Here is a 26,394-nt window from a genome sequence, read left to right as displayed (position 1 = left end):
ATTGGCATTGCCTCTCCGACCATTGGAGTATTTGCTGATGTTTTTCTGACAGCTCCCCTGCACTAATAATTAAAACGTACATATATCGCAAAAGTAACAATCAAGCACTACGACAAACTGAAATTTTCCTGATTGTTCACTGCTCACTTTTGTGCTAAAATACCTCTGTTAATGGAATGAACCGTAACAATATACACACATTAATTAATGGAGGAAACTTGCATGGAATACACAAATTTTCAGGTAGGAGAAAAATTCCCCCTGCCTATCAAAAATCAGGGGGACGGAGGACTTTTTCAGATAGATGCCAACGGCTGCATGTTTATATTGCAGCTTAGCAAGACCGATGTGATTGCCACGGAGGCATTCCGCACTGGCAAGCTGGAGCTGGGACTGTATGAGCAGGATGGCATATTGTTCCTTTTGTACAAGATTGATGGCATCTTCAAGGAGGGCTGGGGGGATTGCCCTTTGGGGGTTCAGCTGTTGCCGCCGGGATTGAAGCCTATCTTGGAAGATTTGCAGGAGCCTGTACTGCACATGTATCTGGTGGATACCAACCTGCAAATCCTGCTGGCACAGCGTAATGTAGAGCTTTCAGAAGAATTTTTCAGCCAGCTGCGCACATCCGTAAAGGCACAGCTGGAATCCTCCATGACACCGGGAGCTTTTGTGACCGCTTTGCAAAAAATCTGGGGACAGCATTCCTCTAAGGACATGAGCGAAAATCTCATTGTTCACCAATCAGTGGAAATGAAAATACCGCCTATAACCCCGCGGCATTAAACTTCAGTTTATACAGCGGTCGGCAGTAGCAAGTTTCGTCAGCCTCCCGGCTCCCCCTTTTCAGCTTTTTCGTAAAGTCAGATTGATTACCTTGGTAGCGTACAGCAGAGTATAGTTGATAACTATGTGCATATCTGTTCAGACACAAAGAGGGACAGGTGTGGCATGTACCCAAAGAAAACCTTGAGTGCAGCCTCGCTTCTTAGCGAGTGCGAGCGTAAGCGACACAGGAGCTTAGAAGCGCGAGGCTGTGCTAAGAGCGAGAGCGAGTTTTCTATGGGTACTGCCGCTACCTGTCCCTTTATAATGTCTGAACAGAATCCACGAAATATCAAACTACATCATCAGTATATGCACAAAGTAACGAATAAGCACCACGACAAACTGAAATTTCCCCATGATGTGGTAAAGATTGCCAAAATATGATAAAATACTAAAGTATACGTTTTTGTATACACAGGAAGAACTAGATGGATATATTTTTGGAAAAGAGGGTGTTGTCATGAGATACTGTTTTTCTATTGTTTCCGCTATATTATTTTTGGCTGTTGCCATGTGCAGTAATGTCATGTATAGCACGACTGGGGCAGAAGCAGCAACCACAGCAGCAACGACTGCTGCGGCAGCAACGGACAATCCGTGGTACTGGATTTCGTCGGATAACAATTACACCAAGTATTACAATACATCCCAGGTGAAGGTGCAGGAGGCATTCGGGGGGATTGCCACCAGAATTACCGCTGTCACCAAGACTACCTATAGCTACGGCGGCGCCAAGGAAACCCTGGACAATTATGGCATCAAGGACATCAGGCCAAATGACCTGGCCTACAGCCTGGCAACAGTGCAGGTATGTCCACAGACCAGGGTGCTGGCATACATGGATGAAGTCTTTTACGACAAAAACGGCAAAAAGCTGTGGAGCAAGCAGTATCAGCCGCTGAAATACAAGGAAATGAATTCCCAGGAATTTGACGAGGATTTTTATGCCTATATCGTGGACAGCGTCTTCGGCATGGGCGAGGTGGAGAGGCGCAGTGCCTCTGACAGATGGCTGCTGCTCAGGCAGGAAAGGCTGCCTAACGGCGGCTATGTCAGCTGCATGGCGGACACTACTACCATGCGCGTAAATGGCGAGAACATCATCTTCTGGGAGTGGCAGGAATACAAGTCTGCCAGCGGTGAGCTGGTGGAAATCCATTTTTTGAAGAAGGCGATTAACATCCCTCAGTATACGGGCAAGATTGTCCGCTATCAGCACTGGAATCCGCGGGAGGGGTGGAAAGATTATACAGATCGTGAGACTGACGGGGCATACCATGCTGTTGTCAAGGGTTCAGCTGAGGAAACGGAGCTGAAGGCTTTGCAGGCCTATGAGAGCAGGAATCAGAAATGGGTGCACAGATACAGCCTGGAGGATTACGAATCCCTTTACCGCTGATACGGTGAAGGTAATAAGGGGAATTGCGTAAGATTATGGGGAGTTAATAGCTAATGCCAATCAAGATACCAAATGATTTGCCGGCAGCGGCAATTCTGGAAAAAGAACATATTTTTATTATGGATTCGGACAGGGCCTACAGCCAGGATATTCGTCCTTTGCGGCTTTTGATTCTGAACCTGATGCCCGTCAAGCAGGTGACGGAAACCCAGCTGCTGCGGCTCCTGGGCAATACGCCGCTGCAGGTGGAGGTGGATTTTATCTATACCGAGTCCTATGTGCCAACGCACACCTCCCAGGATTACCTGACGGAGTTCTATGGCACCTTTGCCGAGGTGCGCCACAAGAAATACGATGGCTTTATCATTACCGGTGCGCCGGTGGAGCAGATGCCTTTTGAGGACGTGGCCTACTGGGAGGAAGTTTCTGAAATCATGGAGTGGAGCAAGAGCCATGTGTACTCCACCTTCCATATCTGCTGGGGAGCTCAGGCGGGGCTGTACTATCATTACGGCATACCGAAGTATGATGTGGCGCCGAAGATATTCGGCGTGTACAGGCATCATCTCTGCCAGCAGAATGAGCCGCTGTTCCGGGGCTTTGATGATGAGTTCTATGTGCCTCATTCCCGGCATACGGAGATTCGCAAGGAGGACATAGAAAAGGTGGATGAGCTGACTATCCTGGCAGAGTCCGATGATGAGGCAGGGGTATATGCCATAGCCAACCTTGAGCAGAGGCAGTTTTTTATTACCGGCCACGCAGAGTATGATCCCCTGTCCCTGAAGCAGGAGTATGACAGGGATATGGCTGCCGGCATGCCCAATGTGAACGTGCCGAAGAATTATTATCCTGATGATGATCCTGCCAGGCTGCCTGTGGTCAGGTGGCGCTCCGTGGCAAACCTGCTGTTTTCCAACTGGCTGAACTACTATGTATATCAGGAAACGCCATACGAGCTGGACAGTCTTTGTCGTTATCAGGATAATATTTAATAGACAGGGTGAGTTTAATGAATTATAAGCGTTTGGTGGTATTGGGGGCCGCCCTTTTGAGTTTTTCTTTTAATGGGGATGCAGCCGTTGCGGCACCGCATGTGCCTGAGGATATTTTCCGCTGGGTGCAGTCCTCTGCTAGGACTAATTATTTTTTTAATAAGCAGCAGATCTGCTACGAGGTTGATGCAGAGGGCAATGTAGATACCAACGTGCTGATTGTGCCGGTACTGAAGACCTTTGATGATGTGATGATTAATGATGTGGTGGCAAAGCGGCGCTGGAATGGCAAGTCCTTGGCTGGCTTTGATGATTTTGTGGGGGTTTCCGAGTATCTCACCATCAATCTGGCAGAAAAAAAGGTCAGCGTGCAGGAGGTTGATTACCTGGATTCCACCTGGACCGCCATTGAGGTGGTCAGGACGGATGCAGAGGTCAGCCTGGAGGAGCTTTCGGAAAAAAGCCTGGATGCAAAGTTTTATGAGAGAATTGTAGATTATGCTATGCGCAACCAGCTGGTTCTGGCTGTGCGCACCAAAGGGGACCTGGATGAGTCTGTCAGGGCACAGCTGGCTGAGAAGCAGGCAGCCTACAGGGCTGAGAACAAGCCGGACAGGCCGGAGGATAATGAGTAGGAAGGGTTTGTAATGTCGACAGAGTTTACTTTTGTAGTGGAGAAAAGCTGCCCGATTTGCGGCAAGAGCACCAGGGTAGTAAAGGTAAAATCACGCCTGGTGGCAACGCAGGTGGATAATGACTACTGCTGCCACTACCGGGATTTTGATCCGTATCTTTATCATATCTGGGTTTGCGAGCACTGCGGTTTTGCTGCGGATGAAAAGGTATTTCTGACGGCACTGCCTATGAGCAGGCGGGAACTGATGGGCAATGCATTGGTAGAAAAAAATGTTCATTTTGATTTTCATGAGGAGCGCGATGTGCCGGACGGCATCGCAGCTGTCAAGCTGGCGATTTTCTGTGCCGAGGTGCTGAAGGCGCCCCTTGCCAGAAGGGCCGGCATTACGTTAAGGCTGGCGTGGATTTACAGGCTGTCCGGCAATCGGGAAAAGGAAAAGGTATACCTGGAAAAGGCATTGAACCTCTATATCCGTTCATTGGAGACAGAGCGGTATCCCATTGATACCCTGACGGACAGCATGGTAATGTACCTGATTGGTGCCCTGTATGCTGACCTGGGGGTGCGTGATAAGGCGGTGTTATATCTGAGCCGCCTGGTGGATGAGAAGAACAGAAGAAATTTGACGGATGAAAAGCTGTACCGGGATGCCCGGCGCCTGTGGCAGGCTGTCCGGGAAGGCACTACTGAGACTGTGGGCGGCACTGAGCCGGAGGCTAAGGCTGAGCAGGAGCAGGCAGCCAAGGAGAAGGCTGCGGCACCTGCCAAAAAGGCGGCACCGGCGAAGAAAAAGAGCGGCTTTAGCCGCTGGTTCAGCTGATTGGGACAGAGAGGGCAGGTGATTTGATATGGACATGCCGGCAATTATCTCGGAGTACTTTCCCGGTATCAGTGTGGAAAGCATTTCGGAGGCTGTAGAGGATTATCAGCCTGCATGGCAGGTTATACAGCATACATGGAGCAATGAGACACTAAAGGAAATCATGCAGGGCAAGGTTTCCGTGCCGGATTCGGTGATTAATGAGGCAATCGCGGAAAGCCTGAAGGCGGAGTCTGGTGGCAGCGAGGCTGCTGATGGTGGGCCCGGGCCCGGGGCGGAGCCGCCTGTTACGGAGCTGAAGCTGACCTCACGGGAAAATGGCAGGCTGGAGATATTTGCCAACACCAAAAAGATAGGCAGGGTGGAATTTTCCGGCACCATTGAGGAGTTTGTGCACAACAAGGAGGATTCTCATGTGACCTATCGTGTCAGGGAGAGGGCTTTGAAGGATCATGGCCTTGCCTCCTGGTTTTTTTCCCGCATTTCCATGTCCATGTCCCAGAAGCTGTTCGGCAAGTTTGATTTGGGGGAGAGCCTGCCTACCTCCATCAAGGGCAATTATATAACTGTGGACTGCCGGAAGGCACTGGAGCAGTCCAAGCTTGCCAAGGCGGAGATTAAGGGGTATCCTGTGCTGGATATGCTGGAAATCAAAAATGCCGTGCCCCATGATGGCTATATCATGTTTGAGACAAGGCTGAATATTCCTCAGGAAATTCAGGTGGCAGCCCTGGATTTGCTGCTTCGCCGTCATACGCAGGAGGGAAATTGAGCTAAATGAAGAAAATAACAGCACTTTTGTTGTGCCTGGCAGTTTTTTTGGCAGCATTTAGTGGAATAGCCGCTGCCAAGAAGAAAGAGGCACCAAAGGATAAAGGAACCATAGTGTTTATTCCCCACGATAACCGGCCTATTTCGGATGTGGAAACGGCAGATACCATTCGCCAGCTGGGCTACAAGGTGGTAGTGCCGCCGGATGAGCTTTTGGGCAGCAAGAGCAATCTTGGGGATTCTGACAAGCTGTGGCAGTGGCTGGAGGACAATACTACCGTGCCTCACAAAAAGGACAAGAAGCCACCATACAAGCCCCTGCCGGGCATCAAGGCGGTGGTGCTCTCCGGGGATGCCATGATCTATGGCAGCCTGGTGGGCTCAAGAAAGCATCATTTTACCCAGCAGAAGCTGCTGGAACGGGTAAAGAAGTTTCAGGAGTTTAAGGATTCCCATCCCAAGGTGCCCATGTATGTCTTTTCCTCCATTATGAGGACGCCTCGCACCGGTGAGGCCTCCGGCAGTGAGGAGCCGGGCTATTATTTCAGCTACGGCACGGATATTTTCCGCTATACTGCCCTGAAGGACAAGGAAGAAGTGGAAGGCCTGACGAAGCGTGAGAAGAAGGAAATGAAATTCCTGACGGAGTTTTTGCCCCAGGAGGCCATTGATGACTGGATGAGCCGCCGCAGCAAAAATCTGGCAGTCAATAAGGCAATGATTGATTTGGCAAAGGCGGGGACCTTCTCCTATTTCTGCCTGGGGCGTGATGATAATGCGCCATATTCCCAGACCCATAGGGAAAGCCGCTGGCTGAATGATTATGGCAGGGAACTGGGCAAGACGCGCTTCAACAATATGGCAGGCATTGATGAGTTCGGCATGCTGCTTTTGACCAGGGCTGTCAACGACTTGGAGGCCGTGATGCCTTTTGTCTATGTGCGCTACAATATGGGCGAGGGAGCCAGGGTGGTGCCGTCCTATTCTGATGAAGCCATCGACAAGACCATCCGCTCCCATGTAACCATGGCTGGCGGCGTGTATGTGACTACTCCTGCACGGGCTGATTTGGTGCTGCTGGTAAATACCAACCCCAATGGGGAGACCTATGAGGCAAACGATGCAGGCAATACGGAAAAGAGCAGGTTCTCCACCAGGTATTTCATGAATATGCTGGAGGAGGAGCTGGCAGAGGGGCGCCCGGTGGGCATTGCGGATATCGCTTATGCCAACGGTTCAGATAATGCGCTGATGGCAGCCCTGAGGGATAAGGATTTGCTGTTCAGGCTGCAGGCCTATTCCGGCTGGAACACCCCTACCAACAGCACGGGGTTCGTGCTGGGGCAGGGCATGCTGGTGCCGCGGATGAGTGATGAGAGCCGCAAGCGGCTGCTCTATACCCGTTACTTGGATGACTGGGGCTATCAGGCCAATGTGCGCCAGAACCTGTCTGCTACCCTGGGGTATTTCAAGGGGCAGGGCAGCGGCGGCAACCTCAATGAGAAGCGCGCCCAGACCGAGGCATCGGCAACCCTGAGGATGCAGACCTTTGCCGGGTGGAATCTGCCGAAGTTTTTGGATGTGAAGCAGATCAAGGTGACTATGCCTTGGAACAGGCTGTTTGAGTGCTATCCACAGTTCTAAATCCCCGTTAATCGTTAATTTTAATTTTATATTGGCAATAAAAAATGTGAGGCTGCAGGGAGCAGGCTCACATTTTTTGTTATCATTTAGATATCATGAATTGTTTTTAAGCGTTGGCTTTGTGGAATTTCTCCATGAAGTCAGCCAGCTTCTCGCAGCCCTCATAAGGCATGGCGTTGTAGATGGAAGCACGCATACCGCCTACGGAACGGTGTCCCTTTACGCCGCCCAGCTGGTTCTCCAGGGCTTCGGCAACGAATTTCTTCTCCAGCTCCTCGCTAGGCAGGCGGAAGGTTACGTTCATGAAGGAACGGCTATCCTTGTCAGCATGGCCTGCGTAGAAGCCGTTGCTGTTGTCGATGGCATCATAGACCAGGGCAGCCTTCTTTTTGTTGCGCTCTGCCATGACCTCGAGACCGCCCTGTGCCTTGAGCCACTTGGCAACCTTGCCCACCATGTAGATGCCGAAGGCTGGCGGGGTGTTGTAGAGGGAGTTCTTGCTGTAGTAGGTATCATAGCGCAGCATGGTCGGCAGGTCGGCAGGGCTCTTTTCCAGCATGGAACGCCTTGCTACTACCAGTGCCACACCGGCAGGGCCCAGGTTCTTCTGTACGCCGGCATAAATCAGGCTGAACTTGGAGAAGTCCAGCGGACGGGACAGGATATCGGAGGACATGTCGGCAATCAGAGGCACATCGCCGGTTTCCGGGATGTAGTGGTACTCGGTGCCAAAGATGGTGTTGTTGTAGCAGACATGGAGATATGCAGCATCATCGCTGAGCTTGATTTCCTCCTGAGCAGGGATGTGCTTGAAGTTTACATCCTTGCTGGAAGCGGCTACGTAGCCGCGGCCCAGAATTTCAGCCTCCTTGTATGCCTTGCTGGCGAAGCTGCCGGAGAGAACGTAGTTGCCGCGCTTCTCAGCGGAAGCAAAGTTCAGGGCAACCATGTCGAACTGCATGCTGGCACCGCCCTGCACGAACAGTACCTCGTAGTCATCACCCAGCCCCATCAGCTCAAGAATGTCAGCCTTTGCCTGGTTGTGCACCTCATCGTATGCCTTGGCGCGGTGGCTGATTTCCAGGATGGACATGCCGGTGTCCTGGAAATTCAGGAATTCTGCCTGTGCCTCCTTTAATACTTCCAATGGCAGCATGGAAGGGCCCGGGTTAAAGTTATAAATACGATTTGCTTCCAAAGTGAAAACCTCCTAAATTATTATCTTTTTATTGTTGCATTATGGTTAATATTTCTATTTCATTTTTTGCTGTCAGGCTCAGTTAGCGTCAAATACGATGACCTTGGCACCGAAAATACCGTCCATGGAGGTGATCAGCTTGATAACATCCTTCGGTACATCCTTGTCCAGGGTGAGAATCATCAGGCTGGTGCCTTCTACGCTGGTGGTGCCCACCTGCATGCCGGAGATGTTTACACCGGCAGCCCCCATGATGGAGCCTACCTGGCCGATAACGCCCGGGCGGTTGATGTGAGGGCAGATGAGGATGCAGTCCTGAGGAGCCAGGTCAACGCGGTTGTCATCAATCTTGATGATGCGGCCCTTGTCACCAAAGAGGGTGCCCTGTACGCTGACGGACTTGTCGCCTGAGTAGGCGGTAACGGTGATGATGTTGGCAAAACGCTCCGTATCCTTGTCCTTGATTTCGTTGACCTTCAGGCCACGCTCCTTGGCCAGGCCAGGTGCGTTGACATAGTTGACTGTCTTTTCCATCTCGGAGTCCAGCATGCCCTTGATCACGGCAGTGGTTACCATCTTGGTGTTCACATCGGCAATCTCGCCGTTGTAGGTGATTTCCAGCTTCTTGATGGCGCCGTCAGCCAGGGCACGTACTGCACAGCCCAGCCGCTCTGCCAGCTCGAAGTAAGGGGTGATGACGTTCATAACCTGCTTGGAGACAGGTGCCATGTTTACAGCGGTCATGACAGGCTCGCCGTTGAGGGCTGCCTTGATGCCCTGTGCCACATCTACGGCAACGCCGATCTGTGCCTCTACGGTGGAAGCACCCAGATGCGGGGTTACATAGATGCCAGGAACTCCCAGCAGAGGGTGGTCAGCCGGGATAGGCTCGCTGGTGAATACATCCACAGCGGCACCTGCTACCTGACCGGACAGCACTGCCTCACGGAGGTCAGCCTCGTTGATGATGCCGCCACGGGCACAGTTCACCAGGCGCACGCCCTTCTTCATGCGGGCCATGACATCCTTGTTGATCATGTCACGGGTGGTGTCGGTGAGAGGCATGTGCACGGTGATGAAGTCGGACTTCTCTACTACCTCGTCAAAGGTGCCCACGGTTACGCCCATGTCCTTGCAGCGTTCCTCGTTGATATAAGGATCGTAGCCGATAACCTTCATATCAAAGGCAAGGGCACGCTTTGCCACGCCGCTGCCGATGCGCCCCATGCCGATAACGCCCAGGGTTTTGCCCTTCAGCTCAACGCCGGTGTACTTCTTGCGGTTCCACTCGCCCTTCTGGAGGGTTTCGTTGGCAATCGGGATATGGCGTGCCATAGCCATCATCATGGCACAGGTATGCTCGGTGGCAGCAATGGTGTTGCCACCCGGGGAGTTGATAACAATAATGCCCTTGTCGGTAGCGGCAGCTACATCGATGTTGTCTACGCCCACACCGGCACGGCCGATAATCTTCAGATTCTTGGCAGCTGCAATAACCTCGGCTGTAACCTTGGAGGCGGAGCGCACAATCAGCGCATCGTAATCAGGGATAATAGCCAAAAGCTCATCGGCTGGCAGCTTGTCCCTTACATCGCACTCAAACTCATCCTTCAAAATGTCTACAGCCATCTGGGAAACGCCATCTGCAATTAAAACCTTCATCGTTAGTCCTCCTAAAAATAAAAATAGCTCCACCCCGCATTGGGGTGAAGCTTATACTCCACGGTACCACCCAAATTACGCCGCCTGCGGCAGGCGCAACTCTAGCTCGCTGTATCGGGCGCACCCGTCCGGCTCATCGTCGGCCCCTCCGAGGCGGACAGCTGCTTTCCTCACACCGGCTCACACCAGCCGCCGGCTCTCTGGCATCAAAAATACAGCCTTTTCCTCATCATTGAGTTGGGATATTTTTATATTTCATCGCGATAAAGGCATTATATGTTATACTTCACAAAAAGTCAAGTGTATTTTTGAGAAATACGCAATTTACTTTTTTTCCTTATTAATTGCACTATACCGAAAAAACTACTATAATTTAGTTTAGGCTATTATCGAATGTTTTAGATAGTGGGGGTTTTTATGAAAATAGATGGTTTAGGTGCCAGGCCGGCGATGACTGCCCGTGGGCCGGAAACAGGCCACAGGGCGGCTTCCCTGGACTCGGATTTTGCTTCCGAGCTGGAGGATCAGCAGGGCAATATGACACGGGAGCAGCTGCAGCAGATGCTGGAGGAAATTGATGCCCAGGGGCAGAGGCTGACGAACACCCCGACCTATGATGAGCTGAAATCCTACCGCAGCCTGATCAAGAATTTCGTGGGGACTGTGGTGTCCCAGATGTATGCAGTGAATACCCAGGCCGGCTGGGACCGCATGGGGCGGCAGAAGGTGTATACCACCGTGCGCAAGATTGACAGGGAGCTGGAAAACATGGCGGAAAAAATCCGCCTGGGGCAGACCAAGCAGCTGGATATTGTGGCAAGCCATGATGCCATCCGGGGCATGCTGGTTGACCTGTACATGTGATGAACAGTCAGTGGAAGGATATAGTCGGGCATAAAGAGCTGATAGGAAGGCTGCAGGCCATGCAGATGGAGGAGCGAATCCCCCATGCTATGCTGTTTTGCGGTGCAGAGGGCGTGGGCAAGACACTGGTTGCAGAGGCGCTGGCGGCCGCTTTGCTGTGCCATGAGCCTGACCATGGCCAGTGCTGCGGCAGGTGTCCTGCCTGCCTGGCCCTCAAGGCAGGCACTCATCCGGATTATTTCCTGCTGCAGCCGGAGAGCTCCGGCAAGGCGGCAAAAAGCATCAAGATTGAGGCGGTCAGGGAGCTGCAGGCAGGCATCGCCCGGGTGCCCCTGCTGTCAAGCCGCAGGGTAGTGATTATACAGGAAGCGGAAAAGATGAATGAGGCAGCTGCCAACTGCCTGCTGAAGACTATCGAGGAGCCGGAGGGGCAGGCGGTGTTTATCCTGCTGACCAGCGCACCGGCAGCCCTGCTGGATACGATTATTTCCCGTTGCATGCGGGTGGAATTCGGCATATTGCAGCTAGATGAGCTGCAGGAGGTGCTCTGCCGCCAGGGACTTGACAGGCAGGAGGCACAGCGGCTGGCAGCTGTGGCGGATGGCAGTGCTGCCAGGGCCATGGCCCTCAGGGAGCCGGAGGTTCAGGAGCTGCACCAAAAGGCATTTCAGCTGGCGGAGATAGCAGGCAGGCTTCCCGTAGAGGAAATGCTGCGGCTGGCAAAGGATATGTCAGGCTGCAGCCGGGAGCAGCTCATTCAGTGGCTGGGATTTCTGGCCATGCTTTACCGGGATTTGCTGGTGCTGTACAGCGGCGGCGGACTGCCCCTGTACAACCAGCCGGATGTGCAGAGGCTGTCAGCTCTGCTGGCAAGATACCCTCAGCACAGCCTGCTGGCGCTTCTCCGGCTGGTGCAGGAGTATCAGAAGCGGCTTAGGAGCAATGTCAATTTGCAGCTCTGCCTGGAGGGCTTTTTTATCAAGATGGAAAACCTCATGCAGTAATGCATGGCTTTAAATAAATCAATAGAGGTATAATGGAGGAATAAATGCAGACAGTAGTTGGGGTTCGCTTCAAGCGGGCCGGGAAGATATATTATTTTAGTCCGGGCAAGCTGGATATTAAGCTGAATGACAATGTTATCGTGGAGACGGCCCGGGGCATTGAGTTTGGCACGGCTGTCATCGGGCCGCGGGAGGTGCCGGACAGCGATGTGGTGCTGCCTCTGAAGGAGGTGCAGCGCATTGCCACTGATGCTGACAGGGCAAAGGTGGAGGACAACCTGCGCCGCCGGGATGAGGCCTTCGGCATCTGCGAGGAAAAGATTGCGGCACATGGGCTGCCTATGAAGCTGGTGGATGTGGAGTACACCTTTGATGTGAACAAGATTATCTTTTACTTTACGGCAGATGGCAGGATTGATTTCCGGGAGCTGGTCAAGGATTTGGCGGCTATTTTCCGCACTCGCATCGAGCTGAGGCAGATCGGTGTCCGGGATGAGGCGAAGCTGATGGGGGGCATTGGCTGCTGCGGCAGGCCTCTTTGCTGCCACAGTTTTCTGGGGGAATTCGAGCCTGTGTCCATCCGCATGGCAAAGGAGCAGAATCTGTCCCTGAACCCTACCAAGATTTCCGGCATCTGCGGCAGGCTCATGTGCTGCCTGAAATATGAAAATCATTGCTACTGCGGCAACAAGAAGCAGCGCAAGAAGATTAAGCCGCCTGCCCAGGGCAGCAAGGTTATTACGGCAGAGGGCGAGGGCAAGGTAATCAACCTGAACATGCAGCGCCGCTCCGCTACCATCCTTTTGGATGACCGCAAGACCATCGTGGCATCCTGGGAAGATATTATTGAAAAGGATGGGGCGGACATGATCTGATGTCCAGGAAGATATCTATATGGAAAATAGTGAGAAAAATTTCAGGGACTGGTCGGAGATTATAGCTGGCCTGTCACCGGATGAGCGGCTGGATGACCTTTTGTGCAGCGGCAGGCGCATTATCCAGAATACCAAGGAATTCTGCTTTTCTTTGGATGCGGTGCTGCTGGCACATTATCCCCGCTACAAGAAGCATTGGCGCGTCTTTGACCTGGGTACAGGCACCGGGGTAATGCCCCTTTTGATTGCCGATGAGGTCAAGGAAATCCATGCGCTGGAAATAAATCCTGTCATGGCTTCTCTGGCAAAACGCAATGTCGTCCTCAACAACCTGCAGGAGAAAATCCATGTATCAGAGGGGGACTATCGGCGCATCAGGGAGCTTTATCCCCCGGAGAGCTTTGACTGCGTGATTGCCAATCCTCCCTACCGTCCTGTCAATCAGGGGCAGCTGAACAGCCTGGACGGCGTGGCACGGGCCCGCCATGAGGTGACGGCCACCTTGCAGGATGTGGTGAAGGCGGCAAGGTATCTGCTGCGGTTCCGAGGGCGGTTTGCCATGGTGCACCTGCCGGAAAGGCTGGGGGAAATAATCGTTGCCATGGCGGAAAACCAGATACAGGTAAAGAGGCTGCAGCTGGTTCAGCCCAAGCCGGACAAGCCTTCCAACCTGATGCTGATTGAGGGGGTGGCAGGCGCTGCCCCGGGGGGCATGAAGGCGGAGCTGCCGCTGATTGTCCACGAGGCGGACGGCAGCTACACCAGGGAAATTTTGGACATATATAACATGTAGAAATGTATAGAAGGGCGATGTTATGACAGAAGAAAAAAGGGGCAGGCTGTACCTGTCGGCTACGCCAATCGGCAATCTGGAGGATATGACCTTCCGGGCGGTGCGCATTCTGGGGGAGGCTGACCTGATTGCTGCGGAGGATACCCGGCATACGAGAAAGCTGCTGTCCCATTATGACATACATACAGCTGCCACCAGCTACCATGAGCATAACAAGCTCACCAAGGGTCCGGAGCTGGTGGAGAAAATGCAGTCAGGGGCAGTGGTGGTCTGCGTCAGTGATGCAGGCCTGCCGGGTATATCCGACCCCGGGGCCCATCTGGCACAGCTAGCCATTGAGGCAGGCATAGAGGTCAGTCCCCTGCCGGGGGCCAATGCCGCTCTGTCAGCCCTGATTTGCTCCGGCCTTGATACTACGGCATTTACCTTTTATGGCTTTTTACCCAGGACAGGCAAAAAGCGGCGGGAGCTTTTGTCAAGGGTTAAGGAAAGCCCGGAAACCCTGATATTTTATGAGGCACCCCACCATCTCAGGGAAACCCTGGGGCAGCTCTGCGAGGCACTGGGGGAGATGCGCCCGGCCGTGGCGGCACGGGAGCTGACCAAGCATTATGAGGAATTTAACCGCCGCACCTTGGGTGAGCTTTTGGCCTATTATCAGGAAAATGAGCCGAGAGGTGAGTTTGTCCTCATCGTCAGCGGCTTTGACAGCAGCCGGGAAGCTTCTGCCGAGGCTGCTGCCCCTGCCGATCCTGTGGAGCTGGTAGCAAGGCTTGAGTCTGAGGGCGTTCCTCGTAAGGAAGCCATGCGGCAGGCAGCCCAAACCCTCAACATGAGCCGCAGGGACATATACAATCTATTATTGCAGGCAGAAAAGTAGACTTAATAGCTTGCAGGAATATATAGTTTGTGTAAGGGGATATGGTGTGTGACAGGCACAACTAGGAGCGAGAGCGTGTTTTCGCTGGCACACACCTATCCCCGGCATGATTTTAATTTCAAATACATCAAATATAATCAAATATATTTTTAGGAGGAAACAGTTTTGAGCAACAAAAGTTTCTATATCACTACGCCAATCTACTATCCAAGTGCCAAGCTGCACATCGGTCACGCTTACTGCACCACTATTGCCGACTCGGTGGCACGCTTCCACCGCCTGGCAGGGGATGATGTATTCTTCCTGACCGGCAGCGACGAGCATGGGCAGAAAATCCAGCAGAAGGCAGAGGAACAGGGCATTACCCCTATTGAATATGTAGATCCTATCGTGGCAGGCTTTCAGCACCTGTGGGAGATGCTGAACATCTCCAATGACGATTTTATCCGCACCACGGAAAAACGCCATGAGAAGGTAGTGCAGGAGATTTTCCGCCGCATTTATGACAAGGGGGATATTTACAAGGGAGCTTATACAGGCCTGTACTGCACGCCGTGTGAAAGCTACTGGACGGAGCTGCAGCTGGACGAGAAGGGATGCTGCCCGGACTGCCACCGTCCTGTGCAGGAGGTATCCGAGGAGGCTTATTTCTTCAAGATCAGCAAGTACGCTGACCGCCTTTTGCAGTACATTGAGGAAAATCCTGATTTTATCCAGCCTGTTTCCCGCCGCAATGAGATGATTAACTTCATCAAGCAGGGCATGGAGGATTTGTGCATTTCCCGTACTTCCTTTGACTGGGGCATTCCTGTGCCGATTGATGAAAAGCACGTTATTTATGTATGGTTTGATGCCCTGTCCAACTACCTGACTCCTATCGGCTATCTGGATGATGCGGAAAAGTTCAATAAATACTGGCCTGCCAACATCCATCTGGTAGGCAAGGAGATTGTCCGCTTCCACTCCATCATCTGGCCTTGCATCCTCATGGCCCTGGACCTGCCGCTGCCAAAGCAGGTATTTGGCCACGGCTGGCTGGTGGTGGACGGCAGCAAGATGTCCAAGTCCGTAGGCAACGTGGTTGACCCTGTCGGGCTGATTGAGGAATTTGGTGCGGATGCCATCCGCTATTTCCTGCTGCGTGAAATCAACCTGGGGCAGGATGGCAATTTCTCCCGGGATGCCCTCATCCAGCGCATCAATGCTGACCTGGCAAATGACCTGGGGAACCTGCTGCACCGCACCCTGAACATGGTAGGCAAGTTCCAGGAGGGTGTTGTGCTGGCGGCTGAGGGGCGGTCCGAGGTTGATGAGTCTTTGATTGCCGATGCCATGGCTGCGGTGAAGGCTTTTGATGAGGATATGAGCGGCATGAAAATCAGCAATGCCATCAGGGCCGTCTGGGCCTTTATCAGCAGAGCCAATAAGTACATCGATGAAACGGCGCCATGGGCCTTGGCAAAGGATGCGGAGAAGAAGCAGGAGCTGGCGAATGTCATGTACAACCTGGTGGAGGCCCTGCGCATCATCAGCGGCATGGTTCTGCCATATATGCCGTCTACTGCCGAAAAGCTGTGGCAGCAGCTGAACCTGCCGGGCAGCATTTGGGAGCTCAGGCTGGCTGACATGCAGCAGTGGGGCGGTACGCCTGCCAATATGCATATTGGCAAGCCACAGCAGCTGTTCCCACGCATTGAGGTGCGGTGATTAGATAAGATGAGCAAAATAGAGATTGTGCATGATTTGGGGGACTTTCTGGCAGCATCGGAAGCTGGTGACTGCACTGATGGGGCGAAAAGGGCTCCTTTGCTGGTGGATACCCATGCCCATATAGATACGGACAGGTTTGATGAAGACAGGGATGACATGCTGGCCAGGGCAAAGGCTGCCGGGCTGGCTGCCATCATCAACATGGGGGACTCTATGGAGTCCTCCGGCCGCTCCGTGGCTATGGCAAGGCAGTACGACATGGTATACACGGGCGTAGGCATCCATCCTGAGGAAGCCCGTCCCATGACACAGGCAGATGATGATCTGCTGGCTGGCTGGGCCCGGGAGGCAAAGGTGGTTGCCATCGGTGAAATCGGCCTGGACTATTACTGGGTGAAGGACGAGGAGCAGCGGAAGCTGCAGCGGGAGATTTTTATCCGGCAGCTGGATATAGCACGGCAGCTGCATCTGCCTGTCTGCGTCCATGACCGGGAAGCCCACGGTGATACCCTGGCAATCCTCAAGAAGGAAGCACGGGATATCCGCGGCGTGATGCACTGCTATTCCGGCAGCCTGGAGATGGCCAGGGAGCTGATGAAGCTGGACTGGTTCATTGGCGTGGACGGCCCTCTCACCTTCAAGAATGCGGCAAAGCTGCCGGAGATTGTGCAGCGGCTGCCCCTGGAGCGTATCCTGGTGGAGACGGATTGCCCGTATATGGCACCGGTGCCCATGCGGGGCAAGCGCAACGAGCCTGCCTATGTATATCATGTGGCAGCGAAGCTGGCAGAGCTCAGGCAGGTAGCTTTTGATGAAGTTGCCCGTCAGACTACCAGCAACGCTCAGGAATTGTATGGCAGATTATGGTAACATACGCAAAAAATATGCAAAAATTTCTCAAAGTGGCGAGGCGTCCCAGATGCCTTGCCATTTCTGGCTTTATACCAAGTGAAAATCAGCTTAAATGCCTTCAAAAGTGGGGAATAAACACTTTGAAATTTGACAGTTGAACAAAAATGTGATATAGTAGCACACATAATTACATAAGGGGGTATTTAATGACCTTAAAGAAACTATATCGCCGATGCAGTCGGGATGTCCGGTATCCTATCAGTGTCGGTATCATGTGTGGAACAATGATGCTTTCCGGCTTCATTTCTAACAGGCATGTGACAATAGCGGTTGATGGCCAGCAGCTTGAGCTGAATACACCTTATAAGGTACCTGCCAATATTCTTACGCAGGCAGGGGTAGCCGTGCTGGAAGGCGATGAATACGCGTTTTCAGAGGATGACAAGGGCAATCAGGTATTGACTGTAAAGCGTGCCGTGCCGGTTGTCATAGAATACAATGGCAATAAAGAGACAATTTTAACAAACAAGACTACGGTCGGTGAGGTCTTAGAGCCTTACGGCTATGTAGGAAATGGCTACGAGGTCAATTATGGGACGGATGCAGCTGTTGTAACCGGTATGAATATCCAGGTCAAGGATGTTCCGGTGGCACCGCCCAAGGCAGAGAATACTGTCAGCACCAACAGTGGTGAGATGACCTATGCAGCCTGCATACCAATGGAGGCTAGTGCTTACCTGCCGACTGACGGCAATGGGGCAGGCATTACCGCCACAGGAGCCGTTGCCCAGCGAGGTATCGTGGCAGTGGATCCTGATGTAATTCCGCTGGGTACCCGGGTGTATATTCCAGGTTATGGAACAGCTGTGGCTGCCGATACGGGCGGAGCTATCCGAGGAAATAAGATAGATTTGTGCATGGAAAGCTACGGCGAGGCCATCAACTTTGGCCGCCGTTCAGTAGAAGTATACATACTCAATTAAATACCGGATAACTGTTACCAGACAGTAAGAAGCGGGGAATAGTACAGGCAGAACAGCCCTTTACTAGTCCCCGCTTCTTATTTGTATAGTATAAAAATTGTTAACTATATCGCAAAAATAGGAAAATATTTAGATTGAAAAAAGTCACGCTATAACGTAAAATATATGTAGAGTAGTATGCTGAGATGGCGGGGGATATTATGGGCGTGGTAATGAACGAGGATGAGCTGATCATGCTCACGAAAAATATAATAAATGACTATTTGGCAGACGGGGATTTGTCCGGTCTGACGCTGCTGTTGGCTGAGGATGTGGTGGCGTACAGTCATTTGCATGTGAATTATGTCCGTGGCAGCTGGAATGTACGGCAATTTCTCAGCCGCCAGTACGAGAGATTGTCCCCCTTGGAGGTAATGCGGTGCAAGTACAGATACAGCCCTACAGATGAAGGGGCTTCTGTCATTGTCAGGATGATGCTGACATGTACCAGGGCGAAGATGCTGGTATTTTTGACCATGACTGTCATGTTCAGGTACAACGAGAATGACTGCCCTGTGATAACCGGCATACACATTTACAGGGATTACAGGCATGAGAGCACCTTCAGGGTGCTGAGTGACGGCCATGTGGGTGGCAGGGCGGCAGAGTACCTGAACACCTACGATGAATTGACCGGCATATACAACAAGCAGGCTTTTTATGCCAAAACCAAGGAAATGCTGCTGGATAATCCTGACAAGCATTTTGATTTGCTGCGGATAAATATTGAGCGGTTCAAGGTCTTAAATGACCTGTTTGGAGAAGCGACAGGGGATAAGCTGCTCAGGTATATTGGCAAATTTTTAAAGGAAATCAATCTCCCTCTCTGTGTCAGCGGGCGTCTGTATGCTGACAATTTCGTGGTGTGCTATGAGGCCGGCAAGGGGGATTCCCAGCGCATGGTAACTATCATGCAGATGATGGCGGACAGCTTTGCCCTGAATCACCGCACGGTGCTCAGCTTCGGACTGTACCGCATTGATGACAAGTCCCTGCCTGTCAGCGTTATGTGCGACAGGGCCAACATGGCCCTCTGGAAGGCCAAGGGCAATTTCAAGACTCCTTACTGCGAGTATGATGAGGATATGCGTCAGCAGGTGCTCAAGGAGCAGAAGATTATCAATGCCATGGAAATGGCGATTGAAAACAAGGAATTTGCCATTTATCTTCAGCCTAAGTACAGGCTGGAGGATGAGACCATCGTGGGAGCGGAGGCGCTGGTGCGCTGGAACAGCCGGGATAACGGCTTTATTTCCCCGGGGGATTTTATCCCGGTGTTTGAGAACAACGGCTTTGTTTATGAGGTGGACAAGTTTATCTGGGAGGAAACCTGCCGTTATCTGAGAAAGTGGCTGGATGAGGGCAGGGCGGTGAAGCCTGTGTCAGTGAATGTGTCCCGGATAGACTTGTATGATCCGAAGCTGGTGGACTATCTGGTGGCCCTGAGAGGCAGGTATGGCATCCCGGCCAGGTATCTGGAGCTGGAGATTACGGAGAGTGCCTACACGGAGGACCCGGAGCAGATTATCAGCATGACAAAGCATCTGAGGGATGCCGGTTTTGTTATCCTGATGGATGATTTTGGCAGTGGGTATTCTTCATTGAATATGCTAAAGGATATTCAGATAGATATATTGAAGCTGGATATGGGATTTTTAAAGAGTTCTGACCATTCTGCCAAGGGAGGCAATATCTTGGCTGCAATCATGCAGATGGCGCACAGCCTGAAGATGCAGACTATTGCAGAGGGTGTGGAGACCAAGGAACAGGTGGAATTCTTGAAAAAAATTGGCTGCCAGTGCGTACAGGGCTTTTATTTTGCCAAGCCGATGGCAGTCCAGGACTATGAGAAGCTGTTCTTGGGGGACTGATGCGGTGTATGCCAGCCGTCATGGCAATATGTGCAGTATATATGCGGCGAAGGCCGCCAGGATAAAGGAAGGGGCGTAGGGAATAAAATCAGTGCGCTTCTTTTTTTTGACCAAAATTGCACACAGAGCCCAAAGGCCGCCGATCATGATGCCTCCAAGGGCGGTCAGCTTCAGGGCTTCGCCTCCCAGCCACAGGCCCAGGGCGGCAATCAGCTTGATGTCACCGCCACCTATGCCACCCCGGGTGAGGATGGCCAGCAGCAAAAATGCCAGGCTCCCTGACAGGGCGGCCAGGAGATGCTGTTCCCAGGGCAGGCTGAATAGCAGGCTGCGCAGCAGGCCGAACATAGCAAAAAGGGCAAGCTGTTTGTCAAAAATAATCTGCTGCTCAATGTCGCTGCAAAGCATGGTAAGCAGAAAGACGGTATAGATGGCAAAAAACAGGGCTTCCGCTGCTGAGCAGCCTGCGTTGCTGCTGCCGGCAGTACAGGCTGCTGCCAGCCAGACAGGAATAGACAAAAGCAATATTTTCACTGCTCTTGCCAGCCAGCTGTATCCAAGCTCCGCTGGGAAGCTCAGTTCCTTGGAATTTTCCTGAAATAGGTAGCTGAGCCATTTTGATAAAAGTCCTACATTCAGGATGAAAAAAATCAGGATTATTGTAAAAACTGAATTTGTCATTATTTCATACTCCTATGAATATTTTTATATGGGATATTAGTCCCTTTACATATCTTGAAAAAACTTATATTATGTTATATAGTCAAGAATATTATAGAGCATACTGAGAGATTTTTGAAGCACTTTTGCAACAGGGGCGTCCGGAGGAGGGCGACAGGGTGCCAAAATCGTGTTTTGCGACATTGTTCTTATCGTAAAATCGCTGTGGGCAGGTGTCCGGCAGCGATATGCGTGGATGTATGCGAAAGAGAATGACGCAGGGCATAAAGTATGGTAAAAAAAGGGATGATGAATATGGCTACGAAATTTTCCAAGGTTTTTAAAGAGGCTTTGGAAAAGATTACTTACCGGCATTGGATTATGTTGGCAGGGGCTGCGAGCATTTTGTTGGGGGTATTGGTGTTTTTCTCTCTGAGCGGCAGGGAAGCTGTCAAGGAAACTGAGTCGGTAAACATGGTGCATGTGGTGGTGGCGAAGCAGGATATTGCACCAAAAACCGTCATCAAGGAAGCTATGCTGGAGGTGCGGGAGATGCCTGCCCATCTTGTACCGTCGGATGCGGTGAGCAGCGTGATGGATGTGGTGAATAAGCCTGCCAAGGTTCAGATTATGAAGGATGATGTCATATCCGGCAGGAAGGTGCTGTCAGACATGGCAATGGCAGGGTTTACGGGCAGCATACCGCCAAGCTGCCGTGCGGTTTCTATTGCTATTACGGATATAACAGGCGTAGCAGGGTTTGCCCAGCCAGGAGACTATGTAGATGTTATTATCATAGCCAAAAATGATAACAAGATGCTGGGACGGGTGGTGCTGCAGGATGTGCAGCTGCTGGCCATCAACAAGACACCAGAGCAGCCTGCAAATAATGGTACCGCTGCTAACGCAGCTGCTGGCGATACGAAAAAGGAAGGCAATGGGGCAGGCAATGCCGGTCAGGAAAATACCTCTGCGGCTCCGAAGGCTATAGATAATCTGGCAACAGCTACTCTGGCCTTGACACCTGAGGACGCCCTCAAGCTGATTACGGAGGCCCAGGAGGGAACAGTGTACCTTACCTTACGGCCATACAAGCCAAGAGACAGGTTTACGGTCAATACTACTCATGTTCATTATTCTACACTGCAATCTGCCAAGGGAGCCGGTGCAGCTCCAAAGGCTTCCCCTGCTCCCGCCAGGACAGCGGCACCGGCCCCCGGACCTGCAGCACCGGCAGCACCAGCAGCTTCAGCTCCCAGATCATCGGGTGGCGTCGAGGTTATTCGCGGTACATCCGTCAGCAGGGAGGGATTTTAAGGTATGAGGAAAAAAAAGAGAATATCTGCAAGTATACGAAGGTATGTTTGCGCAATAATAGCCATGGCTATTATTGCGGCTACCGCTGTCGCGCTAGCCGCACAGCCTATATGGCTTGAATTAAATCAGGCCTATCTCTATCAGGCTGGTTCCTCCCCCATCAACCGGGTTGCTGTAGCTAATCCGGCGATTGCAGATGTGGTGGTGCTGGACAAGACTAAACTGAACATTGTGGCGAAGGCATTGGGGTCTACCAGTCTCTCTGTGTGGAGCGTAAATGGTATGCGCCAGGATTTTATCATATCGGTATGCAACACGGATACGGCTACGGCACAGTTTATCAAGCAGTCCATGGGGCTGTCTGGCGTGCAGGTAGCCAAGGTGGGCGAAAAGCTGGTATTGCAGGGAGTAGTAGAGAATCAGTACGAAAAGAGTAAGGCTCTGGGCATAGCGAAGGTCTATGCAGGGGAAGAAAATATTGTGGATCTGCTGCAGATGAAAAATCCTACCATGGTAAATCTGGCTGCGATGGTCATTGATGTTACCGATGATGATGAGTCCAAGCTGGGCTTTAAGTATGCCAACGCCAGCAAGGTTTCAGTGGATGATCACAACATAGCTTCCATTACCTTTGGTACGATAGGGGAGTTTTACGGCGGCATGGATCATTATGAGCTGACCAAGCATCCCTTCCAGCGGGTGGATTTTATGATTCAGGCGCTGGCCACCAAGAACAAGGTGAGGATTCTCTCCAGGCCGAATATCACCACCATGAGCGGTGAGGAAGCGGAAATCCTCATTGGCGGTGAGATGGGAATTCCTACCAGCAAGGACGGGGAGATTGTCGTTACCTGGAAGGAGTACGGCATCCATCTCAAGATTAAGCCTACTGTGGACCATGAAAATAAGATTACGACCAGTGTGCAGGCGGAAGTAAGCAATCTGAATGATGCAGCGGCTGTGGCAACTACAGCCGGCAAGATTCCGGGGCTTAGCTCCCGCAAGGCATCAACTGTCCTGACCTTGCCGGATGGCGGCACCATGTCTATTGGCGGCCTGCTTGATAACCGGGAGAACAAGATTGTGACCAAGGTGCCTATTTTGGGGGATATTCCAATTATTGGCGAATTTTTCAAGCATACTTCCAATTCCAAGGATAAGCACGAGCTGATGATTTTGATCACGCCGACGATTGTGACGGCAAATGATCCTGTCAAGGCCTCCAATAAGATGGCAGAGGCTGTGGAGGAAAGCAAGCGTCAGCTGGCAGAGATGGAGGAGGTTTTTCCAAATGATCCGCCAAAGAAACAGCCCCTTGCCAAGACCGACCCGGAAAAGATAGAGCATCCTGTTAAGGAACCTGTACCTCATGTCAAGCGTGATTTTGGCATATATGACAGCTGGGTTGCCAAGGCAGAGGCGGAGCTGAAGGCAGAAGCCGAGGCTAAGGAAGCTGCCAAGCGGGAGGCCATGCAGGCGGAGAAGCAGGCAAAAGCAGAGACGGCACAGAGACCTGTGCTGCCGGAGGCTGATTGATTTGCGATGATGCAGTTTTGTATTTTGAATAACTTAGGTATTTTTTGCTGGATGCGGGAAGGAGGGAGTATAGATGCCTGAAGATAATATCAGTGGTGTAGTGCTCACCTTTTTCAGCACAGCTTCCTCCGTGGGCAAGACATTGATCGGTGTCAACATGGCTTCTGAATTGGCACGTCAGGGCTACAGGGTGTGTCTGGTGGATTATGATCTGCAGTTTGGTGATGTGGCCAATTATCTGCATATTCAGGTTGAACGCTCCGTCAAGGATGTACTGGAAACCATGAACAGCAGGCCTGATGTACCTTTGCAGGATTGCCTTACCCAGTATCGCTATGGCATGATTAGCTTTGATGTGGTACCGGCACCGGAGTTTTTGGATGAGGCCTACAACATTTCTGCTGATGACTGCCGGAGGCTGATTGAGAAGCTGCGCCTGCTTTATGATTATGTGATTATAGATACTACCAGCATGTTCAGCGTGCTGAATCTTGCTATGCTGGATCTGAGTACTATAGTGACCTTTTTAGGGGTGGTGGATTTCATTCCCACTATCAAAAATATGAAGATCGGCAATGATACGCTGCGTACCTTGAACTATGATACGAACAAGATTCGGCTGGTGCTGAACCGCAGTGATGCCAAAACCCGCATTTCTATGGAGGATGTGGAAAGGCTGCTGGGCGGAGAATTTTATCATATCCTGCCCAATGACTTCAAGGCGGCCAGCGAATCCATTGTGACCGGCGTACCGCTGGTGCTGGGAGGCTCTGATAGTGTACTAGCCACGGAAATCCGCAAGCTGATTTCCCGTTATACCAATCGTGCCTATGATGAGGATGACGGCTTGCCTGTATTTGATCATGGGGAGGAAAACGGCAGGCGCAAGTCCGGGGGCTGGTTTTCCAAGATTTTCAGTTAGGAGGTAGTGAGGGATGCAATATAAGATTATGTTGGTAGAGCATAACCGCCTTCTGCTGGAACAGCTGTCAAAGGTAATAGAGTCGGCTCAGGATATGGAGCTGGCGGCCAGGTATCAGAACAGCAATGATGCACTGGGGCAGGGCAGGGTATTCAATCCCAATATTATCCTTCTGGATGCAGATATGGACAATGCCACGGAGCTTTTGCAGGAGTTTATCGCGTCCTTCCCCCAGGCAGCCATCATCTGTACAGGTGAGAAGTGGCAGGCAGATAGAACCAGTCATTTTATTCAGTCAGGTGCCAGCGGCTACCTGATAAAGCCTTTTAGCTATGCCAACCTGAAGGAAGCCATCAAGACATATACCACTAATGGTATGGAGATGGATTCCCAGGTGATGACCTTTTTCAGTCCCAAGGGCAAGAGCGGCAAGACTACTTTGATTGCCAATCTGGCTATGGCACTGGGGCGTAGCACTGGTGAGCAGGTGGGGATTATTGATGCCGATCTGCAGTTTGGCGATATGGCGGTGTTTTTCAATCTGGAGCCCCAGAGTACCATTTTTGAGGCAACGCGGGATGTGTCCTTCCTGTCTCCTCTGGAGCTGCGGTCTTATTTTACGAAGGTTAATGACAAGGTGTCGGTGCTTTGCGGCACCAAGACGCCAAGCTATATAGATAAGGTGAGCATTCCTAACCTGGAAACGCTTATCAAGATGTCCAAATCCCTGTTTAAATATCTCCTGATTGATGTTCCGGCAGGCTTTAATCCTACATCTATCGCTGCGGCGGAGATGTCAGGCATGACCTATGTGGTTTCCATGCTGAATGGGGCCTATGAGGTTAAGCATGCCCAGCGTGCCCTGGATATTTTCGAGGCATGGGAGGATTACCAGCAGCGTGTCAAGGTGGTTTTTACCCGTGTAGTGCCCTGCAATCAGGAGTCAAAGCGGAAAATGTCCGAGGCTATCGGCTATCCGGTGGAGGCTGTGGTGCCTAATGCCTACATGGTAGTGTCAAAGGCTGCGGACAACGGCCAGATGGCACTTGATCTGGAGCCGGACAGCCCGCTGGCAATGAGCATCAACTATCTGGCTGGCAGGATTATTCATCAGAATGATACAGGGCGTGGTGCAGGATGATACTGAATATTGCAATAGCCGTGCTGGCTGTCATTTTGGGCTTCAGCCTTTCCATGTTTTTTTTGAGCCGCAAGGTTTCGGAGCAGAAAACCATCAAGAACCGTATGGCCTATTTCGCCGGGGTGGATGTGAGCCTGCAAAATGCCAGCAGGAAGCATGGTCACAGGCGTGATGGCGTCAAGCCGCTGGTGGAGAGGCTACGGCTTTTTATACAGGTTGTAGGCGCTAAGATAAGCCGCTTTCAGAAGGATAACAGCCTGGACATGAAGATGCAGCAGGCAGCGTGGCCTTTTCTGGGCAGCGAGTTTCAGGTTATTATGCTGGGAACAGGTGCAGTGGCGGCACTGGTGCTGGGGCTGTTGACATTGGATGTGCTGATGGCGGCACTGGGGTTCATTGGCGGCATCCTGGGCTGTATGATTGCTCTGTCTATCCGCATACAGCGCAGGCAGGCGGCCTTTGTCAATCAGCTGGGCGATATGCTCAGCATGGTGGCAAATGCCCTCAGGGCAGGTTTCAGCTTTATGCAGGCAATGGAGCATGTGGCTGGAGAGATGAATGACCCTGTCCGGCTGGAAATCAACAAAGTGGTCAGGGATGTCAATGTGGGGATTTCCTTGGAGGAGGCCCTCAATAATATGACCAAGCGCATCAAAAGCCCTGATTTCAACCTGGTGGTGGCAGCCGTGCTCATTCAGCGGCAGGTAGGCGGCAACTTGGCTCAGATTCTTGATAATATCAGTGAGACTATCAATGACCGCATCCGGATGCGCCGGGAGGTTATGGCGTTGACAGCCCAGGGGCGCATGTCAGGGTTTATCCTTGTAGTGTTGCCGTTTGCCTTGGCAGGTTTTCTGAGCACTATAAATCCTGCTTATCTGGATCCGTTATTTAATGATCCCATTGGCAGGATGGCAGTCGCTGGCTCCTTGGTTATGATAGTAATAGGCTGCGTTGTCATCAAGAGGATTGTTGATATAGATATTTAGTTTT

Annotated in this window: 24 protein-coding genes; 21 read left to right on the top strand and 3 right to left on the bottom strand. The window is 51.7% G+C overall.

Annotated elements, in window-relative coordinates; translation table 11 throughout:
- Window positions 1-222 precede the first annotated feature (222 nt).
- The 7 genes from FYJ84_RS11050 (at window position 223) to FYJ84_RS11020 (ending at window position 7,094) form a co-directional block, all read left to right on the top strand.
- Window positions 223-786: a hypothetical protein gene (locus tag FYJ84_RS11050; protein WP_154407667.1), complete on the top strand. Its 564-nt coding sequence runs from the start codon at window positions 223-225 to the stop codon at window positions 784-786.
- 502 nt (window positions 787-1,288) lie between these two features.
- Window positions 1,289-2,227, top strand: a complete 939-nt coding sequence (locus tag FYJ84_RS11045; RefSeq protein ID WP_154407666.1) for a hypothetical protein — start codon at window positions 1,289-1,291, stop codon at window positions 2,225-2,227.
- Window positions 2,228-2,280: 53 nt separating this feature from the next.
- Entirely contained in the window at window positions 2,281-3,222 is a 942-nt protein-coding gene (gene metA / locus FYJ84_RS11040; RefSeq protein ID WP_154407665.1) for a homoserine O-acetyltransferase MetA, read from the top strand.
- Window positions 3,223-3,239: 17 nt separating this feature from the next.
- On the top strand, window positions 3,240-3,857 hold the full coding sequence (locus FYJ84_RS11035) for a hypothetical protein (RefSeq protein WP_154407664.1): 618 nt from the start codon (window positions 3,240-3,242) through the stop codon (window positions 3,855-3,857).
- 12 nt (window positions 3,858-3,869) lie between these two features.
- Entirely contained in the window at window positions 3,870-4,679 is an 810-nt protein-coding gene (locus FYJ84_RS11030; RefSeq protein WP_154407663.1) for a DUF2225 domain-containing protein, read from the top strand.
- 28 nt (window positions 4,680-4,707) lie between these two features.
- Window positions 4,708-5,451 (top strand): hypothetical protein, encoded by a 744-nt coding sequence (locus FYJ84_RS11025; protein ID WP_154407662.1) that lies wholly within the window; start codon window positions 4,708-4,710, stop codon window positions 5,449-5,451.
- A gap of 5 nt (window positions 5,452-5,456) precedes the next feature.
- A complete protein-coding gene (locus FYJ84_RS11020) occupies window positions 5,457-7,094 on the top strand; it encodes a DUF4127 family protein (RefSeq protein ID WP_154407661.1) in 1,638 nt (545 codons plus the stop codon).
- 106 nt (window positions 7,095-7,200) lie between these two features.
- On the opposite strand, the gene serC is transcribed toward FYJ84_RS11020, so the two are convergent.
- Both serC and serA read right to left on the bottom strand, forming a co-directional pair.
- A complete protein-coding gene (gene serC / locus FYJ84_RS11015) occupies window positions 7,201-8,292 on the bottom strand; it encodes a 3-phosphoserine/phosphohydroxythreonine transaminase (protein WP_154407660.1) in 1,092 nt (363 codons plus the stop codon).
- Window positions 8,293-8,370: 78 nt separating this feature from the next.
- A complete protein-coding gene (gene serA / locus FYJ84_RS11010; RefSeq protein WP_154407659.1) occupies window positions 8,371-9,954 on the bottom strand; it encodes a phosphoglycerate dehydrogenase in 1,584 nt (527 codons plus the stop codon).
- A 417-nt stretch (window positions 9,955-10,371) separates the two neighbouring features.
- On the opposite strand from serA, the gene FYJ84_RS11005 reads away from it, so the two are divergent.
- The 9 genes from FYJ84_RS11005 (at window position 10,372) to FYJ84_RS10965 (ending at window position 19,825) form a co-directional block, all read left to right on the top strand.
- Window positions 10,372-10,818, top strand: coding sequence for a YaaR family protein (locus FYJ84_RS11005; RefSeq protein ID WP_154407658.1), 447 nt, complete (start codon window positions 10,372-10,374; stop codon window positions 10,816-10,818).
- Window positions 10,818-11,822: a DNA polymerase III subunit delta' gene (gene holB, locus FYJ84_RS11000; RefSeq protein WP_235901437.1), complete on the top strand. Its 1,005-nt coding sequence runs from the start codon at window positions 10,818-10,820 to the stop codon at window positions 11,820-11,822. The genes FYJ84_RS11005 and holB overlap by 1 nt, the downstream gene beginning before the upstream one ends.
- 44 nt (window positions 11,823-11,866) lie before the next feature.
- Complete coding sequence (locus FYJ84_RS10995) at window positions 11,867-12,697, top strand: PSP1 domain-containing protein (RefSeq protein ID WP_154407656.1); 831 nt, start codon at window positions 11,867-11,869, stop codon at window positions 12,695-12,697.
- A 19-nt stretch (window positions 12,698-12,716) separates the two neighbouring features.
- A complete protein-coding gene (locus FYJ84_RS10990; protein ID WP_154407655.1) occupies window positions 12,717-13,490 on the top strand; it encodes a tRNA1(Val) (adenine(37)-N6)-methyltransferase in 774 nt (257 codons plus the stop codon).
- A 22-nt stretch (window positions 13,491-13,512) separates the two neighbouring features.
- Window positions 13,513-14,370, top strand: coding sequence for a 16S rRNA (cytidine(1402)-2'-O)-methyltransferase (gene rsmI, locus FYJ84_RS10985; RefSeq protein WP_154407654.1), 858 nt, complete (start codon window positions 13,513-13,515; stop codon window positions 14,368-14,370).
- Between the two features lie 165 nt (window positions 14,371-14,535).
- Entirely contained in the window at window positions 14,536-16,077 is a 1,542-nt protein-coding gene (gene metG, locus FYJ84_RS10980) for a methionine--tRNA ligase (RefSeq protein ID WP_154407653.1), read from the top strand.
- Between the two features lie 9 nt (window positions 16,078-16,086).
- Window positions 16,087-16,950: a TatD family hydrolase gene (locus FYJ84_RS10975; protein WP_154407652.1), complete on the top strand. Its 864-nt coding sequence runs from the start codon at window positions 16,087-16,089 to the stop codon at window positions 16,948-16,950.
- Between the two features lie 188 nt (window positions 16,951-17,138).
- On the top strand, window positions 17,139-17,915 hold the full coding sequence (locus tag FYJ84_RS14905; protein ID WP_154407651.1) for a G5 and 3D domain-containing protein: 777 nt from the start codon (window positions 17,139-17,141) through the stop codon (window positions 17,913-17,915).
- A gap of 200 nt (window positions 17,916-18,115) precedes the next feature.
- Window positions 18,116-19,825 (top strand): putative bifunctional diguanylate cyclase/phosphodiesterase, encoded by a 1,710-nt coding sequence (locus tag FYJ84_RS10965; RefSeq protein WP_205764218.1) that lies wholly within the window; start codon window positions 18,116-18,118, stop codon window positions 19,823-19,825.
- Window positions 19,826-19,843: 18 nt separating this feature from the next.
- Here FYJ84_RS10965 and FYJ84_RS10960 read toward each other — a convergent pair whose 3' ends face one another.
- Window positions 19,844-20,506 carry a prepilin peptidase gene (locus FYJ84_RS10960; RefSeq protein WP_154407649.1) on the bottom strand — a complete coding sequence of 221 codons (663 nt, stop codon included), beginning with the start codon at window positions 20,504-20,506 and terminating at the stop codon, window positions 19,844-19,846.
- A 294-nt stretch (window positions 20,507-20,800) separates the two neighbouring features.
- On the opposite strand from FYJ84_RS10960, the gene cpaB reads away from it, so the two are divergent.
- From cpaB to FYJ84_RS10935, 5 genes are all read left to right on the top strand, one after another.
- Window positions 20,801-21,802: a Flp pilus assembly protein CpaB gene (gene cpaB / locus FYJ84_RS10955; protein WP_205764217.1), complete on the top strand. Its 1,002-nt coding sequence runs from the start codon at window positions 20,801-20,803 to the stop codon at window positions 21,800-21,802.
- A 3-nt stretch (window positions 21,803-21,805) separates the two neighbouring features.
- Entirely contained in the window at window positions 21,806-23,338 is a 1,533-nt protein-coding gene (locus FYJ84_RS10950) for a type II and III secretion system protein family protein (protein ID WP_154407647.1), read from the top strand.
- Between the two features lie 73 nt (window positions 23,339-23,411).
- Window positions 23,412-24,260, top strand: coding sequence for an AAA family ATPase (locus FYJ84_RS10945; protein ID WP_154407646.1), 849 nt, complete (start codon window positions 23,412-23,414; stop codon window positions 24,258-24,260).
- A gap of 13 nt (window positions 24,261-24,273) precedes the next feature.
- Entirely contained in the window at window positions 24,274-25,401 is a 1,128-nt protein-coding gene (locus FYJ84_RS10940; RefSeq protein WP_154407645.1) for a response regulator, read from the top strand.
- Entirely contained in the window at window positions 25,398-26,390 is a 993-nt protein-coding gene (locus FYJ84_RS10935; RefSeq protein WP_154407644.1) for a type II secretion system F family protein, read from the top strand. Before FYJ84_RS10940 ends, FYJ84_RS10935 begins: the two co-directional genes overlap by 4 nt.
- The last annotated feature ends 4 nt before the right edge of the window (window positions 26,391-26,394 follow it).

It is taken from the genome of Anaerovibrio slackiae (genome assembly GCF_009695585.1).
Taxonomy (GTDB): domain Bacteria; phylum Bacillota; class Negativicutes; order Selenomonadales; family Selenomonadaceae; genus Anaerovibrio; species Anaerovibrio slackiae.
Note: the sequence above shows the minus strand (reverse complement) of the source record. Positions and strands in the feature narration are given on the sequence as shown.

Bases quoted from the DNA above. Each gene is read 5' to 3' on its own strand.
- FYJ84_RS11050 (WP_154407667.1), top strand. From the start codon at position 223: ATGGAATACACAAATTTTCAGGTAGGAGAAAAATTCCCCCTGCCTATC.
- FYJ84_RS11045 (WP_154407666.1), top strand. From the start codon at position 1,289: ATGAGATACTGTTTTTCTATTGTTTCCGCTATATTATTTTTGGCTGTT.
- metA (WP_154407665.1), top strand. From the start codon at position 2,281: ATGCCAATCAAGATACCAAATGATTTGCCGGCAGCGGCAATTCTGGAA.
- FYJ84_RS11035 (WP_154407664.1), top strand. From the start codon at position 3,240: ATGAATTATAAGCGTTTGGTGGTATTGGGGGCCGCCCTTTTGAGTTTT.
- FYJ84_RS11030 (WP_154407663.1), top strand. From the start codon at position 3,870: ATGTCGACAGAGTTTACTTTTGTAGTGGAGAAAAGCTGCCCGATTTGC.
- FYJ84_RS11025 (WP_154407662.1), top strand. From the start codon at position 4,708: ATGGACATGCCGGCAATTATCTCGGAGTACTTTCCCGGTATCAGTGTG.
- FYJ84_RS11020 (WP_154407661.1), top strand. From the start codon at position 5,457: ATGAAGAAAATAACAGCACTTTTGTTGTGCCTGGCAGTTTTTTTGGCA.
- serA (WP_154407659.1), bottom strand. From the start codon at position 9,954: ATGAAGGTTTTAATTGCAGATGGCGTTTCCCAGATGGCTGTAGACATT.
- FYJ84_RS11005 (WP_154407658.1), top strand. From the start codon at position 10,372: ATGAAAATAGATGGTTTAGGTGCCAGGCCGGCGATGACTGCCCGTGGG.
- holB (WP_235901437.1), top strand. From the start codon at position 10,818: ATGAACAGTCAGTGGAAGGATATAGTCGGGCATAAAGAGCTGATAGGA.
- FYJ84_RS10995 (WP_154407656.1), top strand. From the start codon at position 11,867: ATGCAGACAGTAGTTGGGGTTCGCTTCAAGCGGGCCGGGAAGATATAT.
- FYJ84_RS10990 (WP_154407655.1), top strand. From the start codon at position 12,717: ATGGAAAATAGTGAGAAAAATTTCAGGGACTGGTCGGAGATTATAGCT.
- rsmI (WP_154407654.1), top strand. From the start codon at position 13,513: ATGACAGAAGAAAAAAGGGGCAGGCTGTACCTGTCGGCTACGCCAATC.
- FYJ84_RS10975 (WP_154407652.1), top strand. From the start codon at position 16,087: ATGAGCAAAATAGAGATTGTGCATGATTTGGGGGACTTTCTGGCAGCA.
- FYJ84_RS14905 (WP_154407651.1), top strand. From the start codon at position 17,139: ATGACCTTAAAGAAACTATATCGCCGATGCAGTCGGGATGTCCGGTAT.
- FYJ84_RS10965 (WP_205764218.1), top strand. From the start codon at position 18,116: ATGGGCGTGGTAATGAACGAGGATGAGCTGATCATGCTCACGAAAAAT.
- FYJ84_RS10960 (WP_154407649.1), bottom strand. From the start codon at position 20,506: ATGACAAATTCAGTTTTTACAATAATCCTGATTTTTTTCATCCTGAAT.
- cpaB (WP_205764217.1), top strand. From the start codon at position 20,801: ATGGCTACGAAATTTTCCAAGGTTTTTAAAGAGGCTTTGGAAAAGATT.
- FYJ84_RS10950 (WP_154407647.1), top strand. From the start codon at position 21,806: ATGAGGAAAAAAAAGAGAATATCTGCAAGTATACGAAGGTATGTTTGC.
- FYJ84_RS10945 (WP_154407646.1), top strand. From the start codon at position 23,412: ATGCCTGAAGATAATATCAGTGGTGTAGTGCTCACCTTTTTCAGCACA.
- FYJ84_RS10940 (WP_154407645.1), top strand. From the start codon at position 24,274: ATGCAATATAAGATTATGTTGGTAGAGCATAACCGCCTTCTGCTGGAA.
- FYJ84_RS10935 (WP_154407644.1), top strand. From the start codon at position 25,398: ATGATACTGAATATTGCAATAGCCGTGCTGGCTGTCATTTTGGGCTTC.